Annotated in this window: 14 protein-coding genes and 1 pseudogene; 6 read left to right on the top strand and 9 right to left on the bottom strand. The window is 61.1% G+C overall.

Going from position 1 to position 14,841, the window contains the following annotated elements:
• Positions 1-107 precede the first annotated feature (107 nt).
• The gene (locus B0G74_RS22960) at positions 108-1,034 is read right to left on the bottom strand and encodes a LysR family transcriptional regulator (protein WP_132377180.1); all 927 of its coding nucleotides are present in this window, start codon (positions 1,032-1,034) and stop codon (positions 108-110) included.
• Positions 1,035-1,170: 136 nt separating this feature from the next.
• On the opposite strand from B0G74_RS22960, the gene B0G74_RS22955 reads away from it, so the two are divergent.
• Complete coding sequence (locus B0G74_RS22955) at positions 1,171-1,716, top strand: peroxidase-related enzyme (RefSeq protein ID WP_132377179.1); 546 nt, start codon at positions 1,171-1,173, stop codon at positions 1,714-1,716.
• Between the two features lie 61 nt (positions 1,717-1,777).
• Positions 1,778-3,379, top strand: a complete 1,602-nt coding sequence (locus tag B0G74_RS22950; RefSeq protein WP_132377178.1) for a 2Fe-2S iron-sulfur cluster-binding protein — start codon at positions 1,778-1,780, stop codon at positions 3,377-3,379.
• A gap of 390 nt (positions 3,380-3,769) precedes the next feature.
• Here the strand turns inward: B0G74_RS22950 and B0G74_RS22945 are convergent, their stop codons facing one another.
• From B0G74_RS22945 to B0G74_RS22935, 3 genes are all read right to left on the bottom strand, one after another.
• The gene (locus tag B0G74_RS22945) at positions 3,770-4,738 is read right to left on the bottom strand and encodes a zinc-dependent alcohol dehydrogenase family protein (RefSeq protein ID WP_165923916.1); all 969 of its coding nucleotides are present in this window, start codon (positions 4,736-4,738) and stop codon (positions 3,770-3,772) included.
• A gap of 196 nt (positions 4,739-4,934) precedes the next feature.
• A complete protein-coding gene (locus tag B0G74_RS22940) occupies positions 4,935-5,666 on the bottom strand; it encodes an SDR family oxidoreductase (RefSeq protein WP_132377176.1) in 732 nt (243 codons plus the stop codon).
• A 179-nt stretch (positions 5,667-5,845) separates the two neighbouring features.
• Positions 5,846-6,814: a zinc-binding alcohol dehydrogenase family protein gene (locus tag B0G74_RS22935; protein WP_132377175.1), complete on the bottom strand. Its 969-nt coding sequence runs from the start codon at positions 6,812-6,814 to the stop codon at positions 5,846-5,848.
• 102 nt (positions 6,815-6,916) lie between these two features.
• Between B0G74_RS22935 and B0G74_RS22930 the strand changes: the two genes are divergently transcribed.
• Positions 6,917-7,510: a TetR/AcrR family transcriptional regulator gene (locus B0G74_RS22930; RefSeq protein ID WP_132377174.1), complete on the top strand. Its 594-nt coding sequence runs from the start codon at positions 6,917-6,919 to the stop codon at positions 7,508-7,510.
• A gap of 10 nt (positions 7,511-7,520) precedes the next feature.
• On the opposite strand, the gene B0G74_RS22925 is transcribed toward B0G74_RS22930, so the two are convergent.
• The 3 genes from B0G74_RS22925 to B0G74_RS22915 all read right to left on the bottom strand — a co-directional run bounded on the left by B0G74_RS22925 (position 7,521) and on the right by B0G74_RS22915 (position 10,161).
• Entirely contained in the window at positions 7,521-8,411 is an 891-nt protein-coding gene (locus B0G74_RS22925) for an NAD(P)-dependent oxidoreductase (RefSeq protein WP_207915725.1), read from the bottom strand.
• A 140-nt stretch (positions 8,412-8,551) separates the two neighbouring features.
• Complete coding sequence (locus B0G74_RS22920; RefSeq protein WP_207915724.1) at positions 8,552-9,010, bottom strand: MaoC family dehydratase; 459 nt, start codon at positions 9,008-9,010, stop codon at positions 8,552-8,554.
• A 251-nt stretch (positions 9,011-9,261) separates the two neighbouring features.
• Positions 9,262-10,161 carry a LysR family transcriptional regulator gene (locus B0G74_RS22915; protein WP_132379298.1) on the bottom strand — a complete coding sequence of 300 codons (900 nt, stop codon included), beginning with the start codon at positions 10,159-10,161 and terminating at the stop codon, positions 9,262-9,264.
• A 324-nt stretch (positions 10,162-10,485) separates the two neighbouring features.
• Between B0G74_RS22915 and B0G74_RS22910 the strand changes: the two genes are divergently transcribed.
• The 3 genes and pseudogenes from B0G74_RS22910 to B0G74_RS22900 all read left to right on the top strand — a co-directional run.
• A complete protein-coding gene (locus tag B0G74_RS22910) occupies positions 10,486-11,133 on the top strand; it encodes a glutathione S-transferase (protein ID WP_132377171.1) in 648 nt (215 codons plus the stop codon).
• A gap of 68 nt (positions 11,134-11,201) precedes the next feature.
• Positions 11,202-11,609 carry a DUF427 domain-containing protein gene (locus B0G74_RS22905; RefSeq protein WP_132377170.1) on the top strand — a complete coding sequence of 136 codons (408 nt, stop codon included), beginning with the start codon at positions 11,202-11,204 and terminating at the stop codon, positions 11,607-11,609.
• Positions 11,610-11,612: 3 nt separating this feature from the next.
• Positions 11,613-11,998 (top strand): annotated as a pseudogene (locus B0G74_RS22900) (FAD-dependent monooxygenase); the annotation flags it as partial.
• Positions 11,999-12,211: 213 nt separating this feature from the next.
• Here B0G74_RS22900 and B0G74_RS22895 read toward each other — a convergent pair.
• Entirely contained in the window at positions 12,212-14,473 is a 2,262-nt protein-coding gene (locus B0G74_RS22895; protein WP_342960596.1) for a sigma-54-dependent Fis family transcriptional regulator, read from the bottom strand.
• 86 nt (positions 14,474-14,559) lie between these two features.
• Positions 14,560-14,766, bottom strand: coding sequence for a hypothetical protein (locus tag B0G74_RS22890; RefSeq protein WP_132377169.1), 207 nt, complete (start codon positions 14,764-14,766; stop codon positions 14,560-14,562).
• Positions 14,767-14,841: the final 75 nt, after the last annotated feature.

Raw genomic sequence — 14,841 nt, 5'->3', positions numbered from 1 at the left:
CGATTGCGCAGATTCCACGCCGATCCACCGCATCGCTGAGCCACAGCTCCTGCTGTCATGAAACCTCTAAGCGGCAAGCGCCCGCGGCTACCGTGGCAACCCGCCAGCTAGCGCCCTGTCCTGCCGTGCTTCTTCAAAGTCAAAGCCGGGTCGCCGCGTAGTGCTTCCGTAGCCATGTCCAGAAACGCCCGAACCTTCGCTGGTGCGTGACGTCCTTCGTGCTGCATGACATGAATGGGCACAACGGTGGTTTCATGCTCGCGCAACACTTCCGCCAGCGTCCCCGCCGCCAGATGTTTCGCCACCATGTACGACAACAGCCGCGTGATGCCGAATCCATCGAGCGCCGCGACGATCGCGTCGTCATTGGACGACACCGTCAGCCGCGGACGCACATGAACGACGGCCGGCTCCTCGGCATGGGCAAACCGCCAGTCCGGCGACGGCGTCAGGCCTGCCGTCGAGATCAACACGTGCTGCGTCAGATCCGCCGGCGTGAGCGGCGTGCCGTGCTGCCGCAGATACAAAGGCGACGCGCAGACCACCCGCCGTACCTGCCCCACGGGTGGCGCCTGATAGCTCGAGTCCTGCAGCGGGCCGATTCGGATCGCGACGTCGACCCCCTCGTCCATCATGTTGACCACCCGGTCCAGAAAACGGCACTCGACTTCCGTGTCGGGATAGCGGCGCAGATAAGCGGTCACGATCGGCGTGACGAACATCCGCCCGAACAGCGACGGCGCAGTAATAACCAGCCGCCCGCGCACCGAGCGATGCGTGCCGGCCGCAGCCTCCTCCGACTCCGCCAGATCGGCGAGCACGCGCCGGCAATCGTTCGCGTAACGCGCCCCGACCTCGGTCAACCGGACGATGCGCGTGGTCCTTGCAAGCAACCGCACGCCCATCATGGCCTCCAGGTTATTCACCGCGCGCGTGACCACCGGCGGCGAAATCTTCATCTTGCGCGCCGCGGCGGCGAACCCGCCCTCCTCGACCACCGCAACGAAGATGGTCATTGCTTCGAGTCGATCCACGTTATTCCCCGTCTGGTAACAATCCATTCCTGGTGGCAACGATTCCTATTATGGCGGGAATCAACCAGACTGAGGTCGTCCGCTCAAAACGGCAGTTGCCGCAGCGGTACCCCTTCAATTCAATCTGGGAATCACCATGAGCCGCATTACCACCGTTGACAACACCAACGCCAACGAAGAACAGCAAGCCCTGCTGGACGCCATCCACGCCCAACTGGGCATGGTTCCCAACTTCCTCAAGATCTTCGCCAACTCTCCGGTCGCGCTGCGCGCTTTTCTGGGGCTGCACGGCGTCGCGAACGCCGGCACCCTGGACGCATTGACGCGCGAACGGATCGCGCTGACCCTCGCGCAACAGAACGGCTGCGAATACTGCGTCTCCGCGCATACCGCCATTGGCCGTAAAACCGGCCTGTCCGCGGAAGAAGTCGCGGCGGCCCGCAATGGCACCAGTGAAGATGAACAAGCCGCGGTTGCCGTGAAATTCGCGCGCAGCCTGATGGAAAACAAAGGCGAAATCAGCACGCTCGAACTCGCCGAGGTGCGCAGTGCCGGCTACAGCGACTCCGATATCGTCGAAATCATCACTCATGTCGGCATGAACTTCCTGACCAACGTGCTGGGCAAGGCGAGCCAGGTCGATATCGATTTCCCGAAGGTCAGCCTGAAGCTGGCCGCCTGAGGCGCCGGCGTGCCGAAGACTTGATCACGTGATTGCCTGACTCGACAACGAGAAATTGACCATGGGACGTGCTTTTTCCGATATCGCATTTACCGCCCAGGTGCGCGAAATCCAGACCCTGATGGGGAGCCGGGAACAGTATGCGCATCTGGACCGGACGTCGGACCGCGGAGATCGCCTGGGCCGCCGCGAGATCGACTTCATCAAGGCCGCCGACCACTTCTATCAGGCCACCGTCAGCGAAACCGGCTGGCCCTATTTGCAGCATCGCGGCGGGCCGACCGGTTTTCTGAAAGTCATCGACGACAGGACGCTGGGCTTTACCGACTTCGTCGGCAACGTCCAGTACATCAGCGTCGGCAATCTGAAGAAAGACGACCGTATCGCGATGATCGTGATGGACTACGCGAACCAGCGGCGCCTGAAGCTTCTGGGCCGCGCGCATACCGTCGAGATCGCGGACGATCCCGAGCTTGTCGAGCACGTGCGCACGCCGGGCTACGACGGCCGCGTCGAACGGGTCATTGTGATTAGCATCGAAGGATTCGACTGGAACTGTCCGCAACACATCACGCCGCGCTTTACTGAAGCGGAGATAACCCGCATGGTCGCGCCAGTTCACGCGCGGTTGCGCCACATGAAAGAACAACTGGCGCAAGTGTCGGCCGAGGCGTCGGCGCAGCGTCAACCTGACCAGTTCGGCGATGGCCCGCTCACGCTCAAGATCACCGGCATGCGTCAATTGACGGCACGCGTGCGCGCGTATGAACTGCGCGATATCGTCGGCGCGGCCTTGCCCGAAATCAGCGCGGGTGCGCACCTGGAGGTGCCGGTGAGGCTTGCCGATGGCACTGCAGGCACGCGCCGTTATTCGATAGCTTCGGATCCGGGACACCGCAACGTCTATGAAATCGCGGTGCTGCGCGAGGACGCCGGCAGCGGCGGTTCGACAAGCGTGCATGACGCGTTCCGGCTGGGTCTGACGCTTCATTGCGGATTGCCGGAAAACCACTTCCGTCTCGACGACCATGCGCCTCGCACGATATTGATCGCAGGCGGTATCGGGATTACGCCGATCAAGGCGATGATGCATGCGTTGTCTGCGCGAGGCCAGCCTTTCGAGTTGCACTACGCGGTCAGGTCGCGCAGCGAGGCTCCATTCCTCGAAGAACTCGAAGCACAATTCGGAGGGCGCCTCGTCGTCTATCCGGCTGATGAAGGTACGCGTATTGATCCCACCGCATTGATTGGCGCGGCGCCGCGCGACACGCTCTTTTGTGTCTGCGGACCGGCGCGCCTGATCGATGCTGTTCGCAACGGCGGCCGCATTGCCGGCGTTGATGAAAAGCGCATCCGTTTCGAGCGTTTTACGAGTACTGTTAGCGCGACAGAGAATCACCCACTCACAGTGACGCTCGCGAGGAGCGGGAAAGTCATTGAAGTAGCGGCGGATCAAACTGTTCTGGATGCCGTTCACGCCGCGGGCATCGACGCACCTGCGTCATGCCGCACGGGTCAGTGCGGCACGTGCGCGGTTAAGGTGACTAGTGGTAGCCCGGATCATCGCGACGACGTGCTGTCGAGCGAACAGCGTAATGATGAAGAACTGATGTGTATCTGCGTTTCGCGTGCGACCGGCGCGAATCTGACGCTGGATCTATAGATGGATGCGATGCCGAAGTACTTGCAATAGTCCTGATTTGCCGGCCGCTCAAGACCACCCTGCGTGGCTCTTGAGGGGCCGCTTGCGCATGAGCCGCCAGACAATGCGGATGCGCAAGTCCGATTGACGAAAGCCCGGCATGCGTGCCGGGCTTTCGTTTATTTAAGCGGATCTTTGCCCCTTGGAGTCTAAAAAGGCTGCGGCAGAGACAATTTGAAGACGACATCAGACGCTAAGAACCGTTCGTGGCCGGACAGCGACCGACTACCGTCCCAGCGACCGTGGCTAAAAATTGCGGCTTCTGCTGCATCAGCGTTGCCCGCGATGCAACGCGTTGACCAAGGCAAAATATCACGCACTCGCAGTTGGCCATTGCCTGATGTGCTGCACCTAGTCGCCGACTTTCAGAAGAACTTTTCCGCCTCGCATCTGATGGGAGATTGCGGCGCCGATTTCCTCCAGCCGATATGTCGCGGCCACTGGAATTGCAACTTCGCCTGCCGCCACCATCTTTGACGCCTGCATGATGGCGCCGGGAATCTGTCCGGCGAAGTCCGGATTGCCCAAAGAAAAGCCACGAATAGTCAGGTCATTGAAGATGACGTCGAAAGGGCTAACCGCTATAGCTGCAAAGCTTGGTGCAGCATACGACACCAGCGTGCCGCGAGGGCCCAGCAGCTTCGCCAGACGGCCAGCAGCTTCCCCGCTGACAGCATCCAACGCAAGCCGCACGCGTTTTCCGGCCAGCGTCTCAGTCATCTTCGTCGGCGCGTCATCATCGTCCAGCAAGACCAGGTCGCATCCCGCTTCTTGCGCGGCACTCATAGCCCCAGCGCGGCGCACGAGTCCGAGAGTCCTGACACCTTTTTGCCTGGCGAAGCCGACTATCCAGCGCGCTATGGCCGAGTTGGCGGCGTTGATTGCAATCCAGTCATCCGACCCAAGGTGCACATATGTTTCGAGCAGCAGGTGCGCGGTGGGCGGGTTGATAGTAAGCATCGCCAACTGGCTGGCGTCGGCGGCGGCGGGAAGCGCGACTATGCCGTCCACGTTGACGACAATCCGCTCGCGCCAGGTGAAGCTGCCCATCGGCAGAGTGACGCGATCGCCGACCCTGACGTTGCTGACCCCGGCGCCAACTTCCAGCACACGCCCCGCACCTTCGTTGCCGATCACGGATGGCAATTCCGGATGTAGCGGATACAAGCCCCGCGCGACGAGAATGTCGCTGAAGTTGATAGGAGCGTAGTCGACCGCGACCATCACCTGGCCCGCGCCCGGACTGGCGGGTTCGGGCAACTCACGGAATTCAAGTCCCGTTGCAGGGTCGCCATATGCGGTGAGCACAATACCTTTCATGATGAAACTCCATCTTCGATGGACGCCTAATTGACGCGGCGTCCGGGCATGCCTCATAGGGCACCGGGTTGCGGAATGTCAGCCAATCCATTTGGGGAAGGCGCGCGTTGTAGTTACGATATTCGGAGCTTCGCGTAACACGTCGATTCTTCGGTTTTCGACGTGCGAACAAGGCGGCGAAGCAAATCGATCGATGTCAGATCTGAGCCCTGCCCCCGTCCACGAAGAGTTCGATGCCCGTGACGAAACTCGAGTCATCCGAAGCGAGAAACAGAGCAGCTTTAGCAACTTCGTCGGCCTCCCCCATGCGTCCCATCGGGATGGTAGATAGAATTCTCGCAATGGCGTCCGGAGGCTGCTGACCAATGACCGGGGTATCAATTGGCCCCGGACTAAGGACGTTGGAACGGATGCGACGATCCTTCAACTCCACAGTCCAGCCGCGTACGAAATTGCGGATGGCGGCCTTGGTCGCGCCGTAGACCCAGAAGGCGGGCGTCCCTTTGGCGCTCGCGACGGAGCCCGTGAGAATGATCGATCCGCCGTCATTCAGGAGAGGCAGAGCCTTTTGGACGGTGAAAAGCACTCCCTTCACATTGGTATTGAACAGTTTGTCGAAATGCGCTTCGGTGATATTGCCCAACGCGGCAAACTCAGCGATGCCGGCGTTGGCAAAGACGATGTCGATTCTTCGCCCTGTTGCGTCGACGCTCTCGTAGAGACGGTCAAGATCATCCAGATTGGTGACGTCTCCATGGATGCCAGTCACATTGCCTCCGATGGCCCTCACGGCTTCGTCGAGCTCCTTCTGGCGACGGCCGGTAATGAACACGTAGGCGCCCTCGGCGACGAAGAGCTTCGCGGCGGCGAGGCCTATCCCCGACGAGCCGCCAGTGATGACGGCCACCTTTCCCTGCAACTTATCCATAACGACTACTCCATTGATTGCTGATTCCGTTTGACAACACCTCTGGGCTAGCGGTCAACTGCCAGCCAGTCGATCATCTCCTTGGCTGTCCGGCGGCTAGACCTCGAACTGGAACGCCTCCCCGTCGCACGAATGGAATAGGTGCGCGTGGGAGCTGTGAATATCGCTGGCGATGCCGGTCACATCGTTAAAATGACTTTTCCAAATGGCCGATCCTCTATCAGGTGACGCGGGGCTTCGCCCGCATCAGCGAGGGGGTAGACCCGCTCGACGATCGGTTTGACTGATCCGCTTACGATCAACGGGATGATGTGCTGCCACGCGGTGGCGATCGTCGCCGGTGACTGGGCGAACAGGGAGAAGCCGGCCATCCGCGCGCCCTTCCAGATGAGGTCCGTGACATCGATGGTGGTTCTGCGGCCAGCGGAGTAGCCCATCGTGATCAGGACACCGTCGCGACTCAGGCTGCTCAGCGCCTCACTCGTCACAGTGCCACCGATGCTCTCGATGACGATATCGACGCCCTTGCCGGCCGTTATCCGACGAACACCGTCGGCGAGACCTTCCTCGGTGAGGTCAATCACATTCTCGAAGCCAAGTTCGCGTGCCCTCGCGGCTTTCGCCGCGCTGCCAGCCGTAGAGATCACCTTGCCGGCGCCCTGTACCCGCGCGAGCTGATAGGTCGCGTTGCCGACCGACCCGCCGATTCCAGGAGCCAGCACAGTCATGCCCGGCTTGAACCCGGCGTCGGTGAGGCTGATCTGTGCCGTCAGATAGGCCACCGGAATGCTGGTCGCGACGACATCCCCGATCGCGTCAGCCAACGCCAGATGTTCCGGCCTCACCAGCAGCCATTCCTGCCACGTGCCATTCTCAGCAACGCCATAGGGTCCCGTGAACATTACGCGGCTTCCTACCTCGAACCCCGAGTCGCCTGCGTCCTCGATAACGCCGACGCCCTCGTTGCCGAGCACCAGCGGCGCCTTGGCGCGTGGGTGTCCACCCGACAGGAGCGTGTATTCGAGCGGCGTGACGCCAGCGGCCCTCACGCGAACCAGCACCCTGCCCTTCGCCGGTTGCGGCCTGGGTGATTCGATCTGCCGCAACCCGTGATAGCCCGAAAAGGTTTCCGCTTCGATCACACGCATTGGCGTATCCTATAAAGTAACCGACCTGTACGTAACTTTCATAGTAGGTACCGATCTGTTACTTTGTCAACCAGAAAATCCGAATGAAAGGAGATGGCGAATATGAAGGCAGGAGCCCGACCCCGCAGGGGAGCCCCGCCAAAGGGCGAAGTAAGCGCACGGGAGCGTATCCTCGCGACGGCAAGCGATCTGTTCTACCGCGAGGGCATCCGTGCCATCGGCGTCGACACGGTCGTCGAGCAATCCGGAGTGTCGAAGACGAGCCTCTATCGCGTGTTCGACTCCAAGGACGCTTTGATCTCTGCTTTCGCAGCGGAGAAGGATCGGTTGTTCTGGGCGTGGTGGGACGACGTTGAAAAGAAGCATGCTGAGGACCCGCGCGCTTTGCTGGACGCGCTGCTATCTGGAATCGCGAAGCGGATTGCGCACCCCGCCTTTCGTGGCTGCCCCTTTCTTAACCTGGTGGCGGAGTTTCCCGACGACAGCCATCCTGGCCGGGTTATCGCTAGAGACAATAAGGACGAAATGCGGGCGCGGCTCGCAACGATCGCGATCAGGCTGGGCGTTGATGATCCCAACCGTACCGCGTCTCAGATAGCGCTCCTCATTAACGGCGCATATGTCACCGGCTTGATAGCGGAGTCGGGTGATCTGCGGGGCGACCTCATTGATGCCGCCACGAAGTTATTGGTCTAGTCGAAGGCGATCATTTGCTGGAGTCGGTTCTTGCCTCGAGTGCGTGGACAACGGCCGCGATGTCGGACTGTCCGTGCCCCAACGCCAGCGCCTCGCCGAATAGTGCATGGCAGACATCCAATAGCGGCGACGCGACCCCGGCTTCCCTGGCCGCCTCCGCAATCAATCGATTGACCGTCAGCACATTGGTGATCGACCCCTGAACATCGAAGTCACGCATCACCAGTTTGAGAATCTTCACGCGTGAGATGTCGCTCGCCATCTGACCGGCGTCCAAGATGGCGCGAAACTGCTGCATGTCCAGACCATGCCGTTCGGCAAAATGAGCCGCTTCCGCAAGGCCGGCGACCGTGGTCATCAGAAACAGGTTCACCGCAAGCTTCATGAGAAGCCCATTCGGAACCGGGCCGCACACAACCGTCTGATGGCACATTGGCTCGAGCAGAGGGCGGACGCTTTCGACGGCCGCGTCTTCGCCCGCCAGCATCGCTACAAGCTGGCCCGCCTCGGCGGGCTTACGCGAGCCCGAGACGGGCGCTTCCACGTAGCTGCCACCGGCGTTGCGAATGTCGCTTTCGAGTCCGCGCGAGTAGTCGGGCGAAGTCGTCCCCATGTGAACGATCGTGTGATGCGCAACGTTCGCACTGAACTGCGATGTGCCGCGGCCGAGCACGGTGTCGACTGCGTCGCCATCGACCAGCATCAGGAATACCGTGCGCGTCTGTTTAAATATCTCGGCCGGATTCGTCGCGACCGTTGCGCCCGCCGCTCGCAAAGTCTCGTTCCTGTCAGCGGAGCGATTCCAGACAACGAGTTGTGTGCCCGCGCGGGCCAGATTGAGCGCCATGGGCTGTCCCATGACGCCCAAGCCGATGAAACCGATGTCCATATTCACCTCCATCCCAAGACGGTTGGCGCTTGTGGCGACACCGTCGGATACGTTGCCGCGAACGCCAGGGCCCGTTCGGATTCGGCGCATTCGGTTCGGGATCCGAAATTTCCATTATGAGCATTCTTCTCCGGTGATCCCGCTTGGCGGCATCAACACGAAGGTTGTTTCCGGCGCGGCACGACCATATTCACGACATACATCAGCACGGCCTCGTCGTCCTGGTTCAGGGTGGTCGTCCGCAGCTTGATCAGGCCCTGCTCCGGACGCGACTTCGACGGTCGCACCTCGATCACCTCGCACTCGACGCGCAACTCGTCACCGGGGCGCACTGGCCGGGGCCAGCGGCACTCATCGAGTCCAGCGCCGATGAAGCCGCCGGCCGGCTTGAGTTCGGTCTCTACTAGCAAGCGCATCGTCAGAGCAGCGGTGTGCCAACCGCTGGCGGCCAGTCCACCGAAAATCGAGCGGCGGGCCGCCGCCTCATCGAGGTGAAAAGGCTGCGGATCGAACTCGGCAGCGAACTCGATGGCCCGTTCCCGGTCGATACGCAGCCGTCCTGACCCGAACGCCTGCCCCACCGCAAAATCCTCTAAATAGCGCTCGGTCAACTGATTCATGAATCAACTCCAGGTTCGGGTGATGGTTTCAAGCGGAAGCGCGATGTCTTCCCCGGCGGCCGGTGCACAAGGTGACAGTGCCCCGCTCGTAGCCATCACGGCACATCGAATGATTTCCAATAAAGTTACCAACCTGTACGTAACTTTAATACTAGGAACAGGTCTGTTACTTTGTCAAGGGAGAAATCGGAGCGGAAGGAGCTTACGGATATGAAGGCAGGAGTCCGTCAGCTCAAGCAGAATCACGAAGATCTCTTCGCGACGCCTGCGACTAGCTCATCCACTCTCGAGAGGAACAGCTTCAGAATCGGAGAGGTATTTGCCTTTCTGTAACCGATAACCAAGTCGATCGTCGGCGCCCCGCCTTCGAGCGGACGGCTAACGACCGACCCAGGCATCAGGTTTTCGACATAGGCCGGGATCAGCGTCACGCCTCGCGTCGACGCAACAAGTGACATCACCACCGCGGGGTTGTCCACACTCTGCGCCGACGTGATATGGACTCCAGATCGATCCAGGTAATCGTCGATCACCGCGCGTAACACCTTGGCCTTGTCACCCATGGCGATGAAAGGCTCACCAACGAGCTCTTGTGGAAGGATTGCAACGCGGGACGTCAGCGCGTGGTCACCAGGCATGAGCACCACGAGCGGTTCCCGACCCACGACCTGATAGGCGAGGTTGAAGTCCGGTTCGGCACGCAGGAACGCCAAATCCAGCTTGCCGCGCGCGAGTCCTTCGGCAAGATCCGGCGAATAGTCGCTGGACACGATGACGTCGATGTTCGGCAACTCGCCGCGCAGAATGCGCATGGCCTCAGGTAGCCAGGTCATTTCCTGCCCAGTGAGGAAGCCGAGAGAGAAGCGCTGCTTGGCAGGTTGCGCTGCCCTTCGGGCAGCTTCGACTGCGGCTTCCACCTGGGTCAGCGCCAGTCGGGCGTGATCGATGAACGCCTTGCCTGCTGGCGTCAGCTCCACGCCGCGTGCGCTGCGGCTCAGCAATTCGACCCCAACCTGATCCTCCAAATCCCGAATCTGCCGACTCAGTGACGGCTGCGAAGTGTGCAGGCGCCGTTCGGCTGCCTCCGTCAGGCTGCCCGTCTCAGCGACAGCGATGAAATACCGAAGATGTCGCAGTTCCATTGCGGATCCCATGCCTGTGAAGTATGCCGACCAGCCTATAAAGTCTTTTTCAATGTTGCCACAAGTCTCTAGATTCTTTCCCATGGACGTGTCATGGAGCATGCTCCCAGCGCTCGGGCTGGTGTCGCCGCTCAGTCAGCACGTGCACCTCAAGCCATACCTTTCTCGCCCCGGATGCAACGCGCTGGATTAACGGTGAAACGCTGTGTGTCGACGGCGGATCGAGACTCCAGATCAACCTGATTCACGCCTTTTCCAGTGTCGTCGAGACGCCTAATTAATCAGGTATCCGTATTTATCGAAGCATCACAGAGGACGATTCAAATGACAACCGAAACACCCATACTGTACGAATCAAAGAGTTCTCCGAACTCACGCCGCGTACGCATCTTCATCGCCGAGAAGCGAATCGACATCCCGACGAAGCCTGTCGACCTGGGCTCCAAAGAGCAGTTTTCCGATGCCTACCGAGCAATCAACCCGCGCAGCCAGGTGCCAGCGTTGGCCCTCCCCGACGGCCCCGTCATCGCCGAAGTGCCCGCCATCTGGCGTTATCTGGAAGAAGCGTATCCGCAGACCCCATTGCTGGGCACCTCGGCAAAGTTGAAAGCCCTCGTCACGATGTGGGAACGCCGCGCAGAACTGGACGGCTTCGCGCCAGTCATGGAAGGCGTACGTAACGCGGTCGCGGGACTGAAAGGTCGTGCGCTGTCAGGTCCGCATGACTATGACCAGATTCCAGAACTGATCGCACGAAGCAAACAGCGCGTAGCCCACTTCTTCGCCGACTTCAACGAGCGGCTCGATACAGTCCGGTTCGTCGCCGGCGATGATTTCTCCGCTGCGGACATCACGACGCTCGTGACGACCGACTTCGCGGCCAACGCGCTGAGGATGCCGATTCCAGTCCAACACATCGCGTTTAAGCGATGGTACGACGAGGTATCTGCCCGGCCGAGCGCCACTGCATAACGCATTGCGCCGGCGCCGACTCGTTGCCGGAACCAACGCCCGTGAGGCGCCAACTCAAGGAGAAACCCATGATCACTAACACCACTCCCGCCCCCCGGCCAGTGAAGATTCCGGGCAAGGACCATCCGATCACCATCGAACGCAACCCATCGCGGGTGGTAGTCACGGTGGCCGGCAAGGTCATTGCCGATACGCAGGACGCGTTGACGCTGCGCGAGGCCAACTACCCGGCAGTTGTCTATGTCCCACGAAAGGATATCGACATGACGTTGCTCGAGCGCACGGACCACGCAACCTACTGCCCATATAAGGGTGATTGCGCGTACTTTTCGATTCCGGCTGGCGGCGTGCGCGCGGTCAACGCCGTTTGGAGCTACGAGCATCCTTACGAAACCGTCGCACGAATTCGCGATCACCTCGCGTTCTATCCGGACCGCGTGGACTCGATCGACGAGCGGCCGGCTGCGTCGAGCTGAGCGCCCCCGCTCGGCCGCTGGAGCAAAGGCCGCGTGACGCTGATCGGCGAGATGCCGCGCATGCGCTAGTGCCGCATCACGGCCAGGGCGCCAATCAGTCGATTGAAGATGCCGTGGTGTTGGCCGCTCAATTGGCCTCGGCGGGTCCAGGCAATTGGCGCGAGGCGCAGGAGGCCTACGAGCGCCTGCGCCGGGGCCGCACGCGCAAGGTGCAGTACGCGTCGATAACCACCGCGGACGTGCTGCACTTGCCCGACGGGCCGGCCGCGCAGGCCCGCAACGCGCGCCTGGGCGCACGCGACAGCGTGCTGAATCACCTGGACTGGATTCACGATTTCGATGCGCTTACGGAAGAGCCGAGTGAACGGCAGGGTGGCACCTGGCTTTGAGTAAGTCGTGTGACAACGTGTGGCCACGACGCTTGTGCCACGAGTCGTTGCACAAGCTACTGTGCCGAAAAAAACCGATAAGGTTTATCGCGCTTGGAGCAGAACCAGGCGAAATCGTCTGGGTTGCTCGGATCAGGTGCGCAGTCCCTCTGCGCACGACGTGGTCATCTGCCGCCCCCCGCGAGCAACCAATGCACAGATCTCCGCACAACCTCATTCCTTTCCCGCTGGCTTGACGATCCCTTCCAACTGATACAGCTCGATCTTGCGATAAAGGGTGCTACGCGAAACGCCCAAGGCGCGGGCGGCCTGCGCAAGATTGCCGTGCGCATTGTGCACCGCGCGTGCAATGGCTAAACGCTCCGTTTCTTCGAGACTCGCCCCCTCGTCCCGCAGTAACGGTACGTCCCCGGACGTCGCGATTTCATCGAGCAACTCGGCAGGCAGATCATCGAACGACACAGCGGGTTCGCCGGACGTCAAAAGCATATTCTCGATCACGTTGCGCATTTCCCTTACGTTGCCTGGCCACGAATAGGCGCGCAACACCGCCATGATCTCCGCGCTCAGTTGTCGTTCGGGGACCCCGTGGCGCAAGGCAAGCTTGCGGTTAAAGTGCTCGACGAGCAGATCGATATCAATGTCCCGTTCACGCAGCGGCGGAATACGTATGCGCGTAACACTGATCCGGTAATACAGATCGCGGCGAAAGTGACCGGACTCGACCTCTTCGCGCAGATTGCGGTTGGTCATTGCCAGCAGGCGCACATCGACGCGCCGCGGCTGCGTGTCGCCAAGCCGGTAGATGATGCCTTCTTCCAGCACGCGCAACAGGACAGGTTGCAGATCGAGCGGCATCTCACCGATCTCGTCGAGACAGAGCGTCCCACCATGAGCCAGCTCGAAACGGCCGGCCCGCCCTTCCGTCGTCGCGCCAGTGAAAGCGCCGCGCACGTGACCGAACAACTCGCTCGCAATCAGTTCTTTCGACGCCGCCCCGCAGTTATACGCGACGAACGGGCCGCCTCCTCCTTCTTCGCCATGAATGGCGCGCGCGAACAGTTCCTTGCCAACCCCTGTTTCGCCCTCGATCAGTACCGGTACACGCCTGCTGGCAAGTTGGCGTCCACGATTGACGGCCGCCAGCATCGCCGCACTTCGCCCCTGAATCTGCGCGAAACAGTTGCGCAGCGGATCAGCCTCTCCGCTGCGCTCCGCGACTCGCGCATGGATGGGGCGGGTTCGCGCGGGCACGACCAGCATCGCGCCAATCGTGTTGCCGTCGACGACCACGGGATTGAACCATTCGGCGTGCAACCCTGCGGGCAAATGCTGCGTCCAGTCCTCCACGGCGGAAGTCTCGCTCATCCCCGGGAAACGCTCGCCGATGCCGACCGGCAATGCGACTCTGCCCGTGGTATGCACGAGCCGCCCGCTGCGGTCTATCGCCACCATGCCGGTCGCATCCGACGACGACAACCGTTGCAGACAAAAGGCCAACAAACGCATATGCTCGCGCGCGGCCTGCTCGGCGAGCACCATTTCGATCTGGCGCGCCGCGGTCACGGCCAACGTGAGGTTGTTGATCTGATAGGTGGAAGGCGGTCCAGAAATATCGAGCACACCGATCACCGCACCAGTGCCAGGTTCGCAAATCGGCGCGGCTGCGCAACTCCATGACTTGATGCCTTCACAGAAGTGCTCGGAGGCATGGATATAGGTCGGCTCGCAGGTCGCCAGCGCGGTGCCGATCCCATTCGTGCCGGCTCTGCCCTCGCCCCAGTCGCCACCGATCGTCAGATGGATTTTTTCGCCCGCCGCCTGCGTGCGCAAATCGCCGGCCGCTTTGAGGATCACGCCGTCCTGGTTCGTGAGCAGCAGGATTGAATGTGAATCGGCGAAAAGGTCGGCCGTGACCGAGAACAGTCGGTCGGCCGCTGCCAGCAGGTCGCGATGGCGCCAGCACAGCGCCGCAACCGCGTCGCCGTGTACCGCGATCGGCGCCGAGACCGCGGTCGGACTGACGCCGGACTGCAAGCTGCGTTGCCATGAGTCGATGAGCGCCGGGGGAGCAGACGTGGACGGCTCGCCCGCCAGAAAACGTTCCCACGCGAGCATCGTACCCCGGTCGGAATGACGGAGATTGGCGCGCTGCGCGTTGGCCACGATGCTGCGCATCGCGGCCTGATTACCTAGACCCAACATGCTGCCAATCTGATGTCTCCTCGCCACAACTTTCCTCCTGGGCGATGGGTTAACGCGGAACCGGGCTCTACGGCTGGCTTCGTCTTGACTAGCTAGGATGTTATGGCTGGGCGTATCTGGTGGACTTCTATTTTTTTCAAACCCAGCAGCTAACGCGCGTGCAGTATAGCCCTGGATCTTCAACATGTCTTTTGGGGGAAACACGGTCAGCGCACCGGATCGCGCCCCTTTCTTAGCTTCCGTTGTCGTGCCCCTGAATTCGTCACGCACGTTCGCTGAACGCGATCATCCAGGCGTGTGTTCTCCTTCTCGCCGCAATCCGCAAGAGCGACCGCCCAGGCAGGCAAGCACGTCGACTACGCCATTGCTTTAATGATCGCTCCGGCGACGCCGCGTAAAAACGGAGCGATCGTTGCGCTTACATCATTTACCAGAATACCTGTCCCACACAGTGTAATGCTCCAGCCCAGTGTGAGCTTGAGCAGGCGCGTCGAAGGCATCGCGCAAAGATACCGGGCAGTTGTCGCAATTGCGCTGAAGTGGCGGGCCGTTCCTGTTGCCATCGTTCGTCTCCTTCTACCGGTAGCCGCCCGATTCGTGCCGACAGCGGCCTCGCTGGTGCCGGTCCCCGGATACGG

This window comes from Paraburkholderia sp. BL9I2N2 (genome assembly GCF_004339745.1).
Classification (GTDB): domain Bacteria; phylum Pseudomonadota; class Gammaproteobacteria; order Burkholderiales; family Burkholderiaceae; genus Paraburkholderia.
Note: the sequence above shows the minus strand (reverse complement) of the source record. Positions and strands in the feature narration are given on the sequence as shown.

What these genes read in the sequence shown, in the direction of transcription:
- B0G74_RS22955 (WP_132377179.1), top strand. Translation starts at nt 1,171, where the DNA reads ATGAGCCGCATTACCACCGTTGACAACACCAACGCCAACGAAGAACAG.
- B0G74_RS22950 (WP_132377178.1), top strand. Translation starts at nt 1,778, where the DNA reads ATGGGACGTGCTTTTTCCGATATCGCATTTACCGCCCAGGTGCGCGAA.
- B0G74_RS22945 (WP_165923916.1), bottom strand. Translation starts at nt 4,738, where the DNA reads ATGAAAGGTATTGTGCTCACCGCATATGGCGACCCTGCAACGGGACTT.
- B0G74_RS22940 (WP_132377176.1), bottom strand. Translation starts at nt 5,666, where the DNA reads ATGGATAAGTTGCAGGGAAAGGTGGCCGTCATCACTGGCGGCTCGTCG.
- B0G74_RS22935 (WP_132377175.1), bottom strand. Translation starts at nt 6,814, where the DNA reads ATGCGTGTGATCGAAGCGGAAACCTTTTCGGGCTATCACGGGTTGCGG.
- B0G74_RS22930 (WP_132377174.1), top strand. Translation starts at nt 6,917, where the DNA reads ATGAAGGCAGGAGCCCGACCCCGCAGGGGAGCCCCGCCAAAGGGCGAA.
- B0G74_RS22925 (WP_207915725.1), bottom strand. Translation starts at nt 8,411, where the DNA reads ATGGAGGTGAATATGGACATCGGTTTCATCGGCTTGGGCGTCATGGGA.
- B0G74_RS22915 (WP_132379298.1), bottom strand. Translation starts at nt 10,161, where the DNA reads ATGGAACTGCGACATCTTCGGTATTTCATCGCTGTCGCTGAGACGGGC.
- B0G74_RS22910 (WP_132377171.1), top strand. Translation starts at nt 10,486, where the DNA reads ATGACAACCGAAACACCCATACTGTACGAATCAAAGAGTTCTCCGAAC.
- B0G74_RS22905 (WP_132377170.1), top strand. Translation starts at nt 11,202, where the DNA reads ATGATCACTAACACCACTCCCGCCCCCCGGCCAGTGAAGATTCCGGGC.
- B0G74_RS22890 (WP_132377169.1), bottom strand. Translation starts at nt 14,766, where the DNA reads ATGGCAACAGGAACGGCCCGCCACTTCAGCGCAATTGCGACAACTGCC.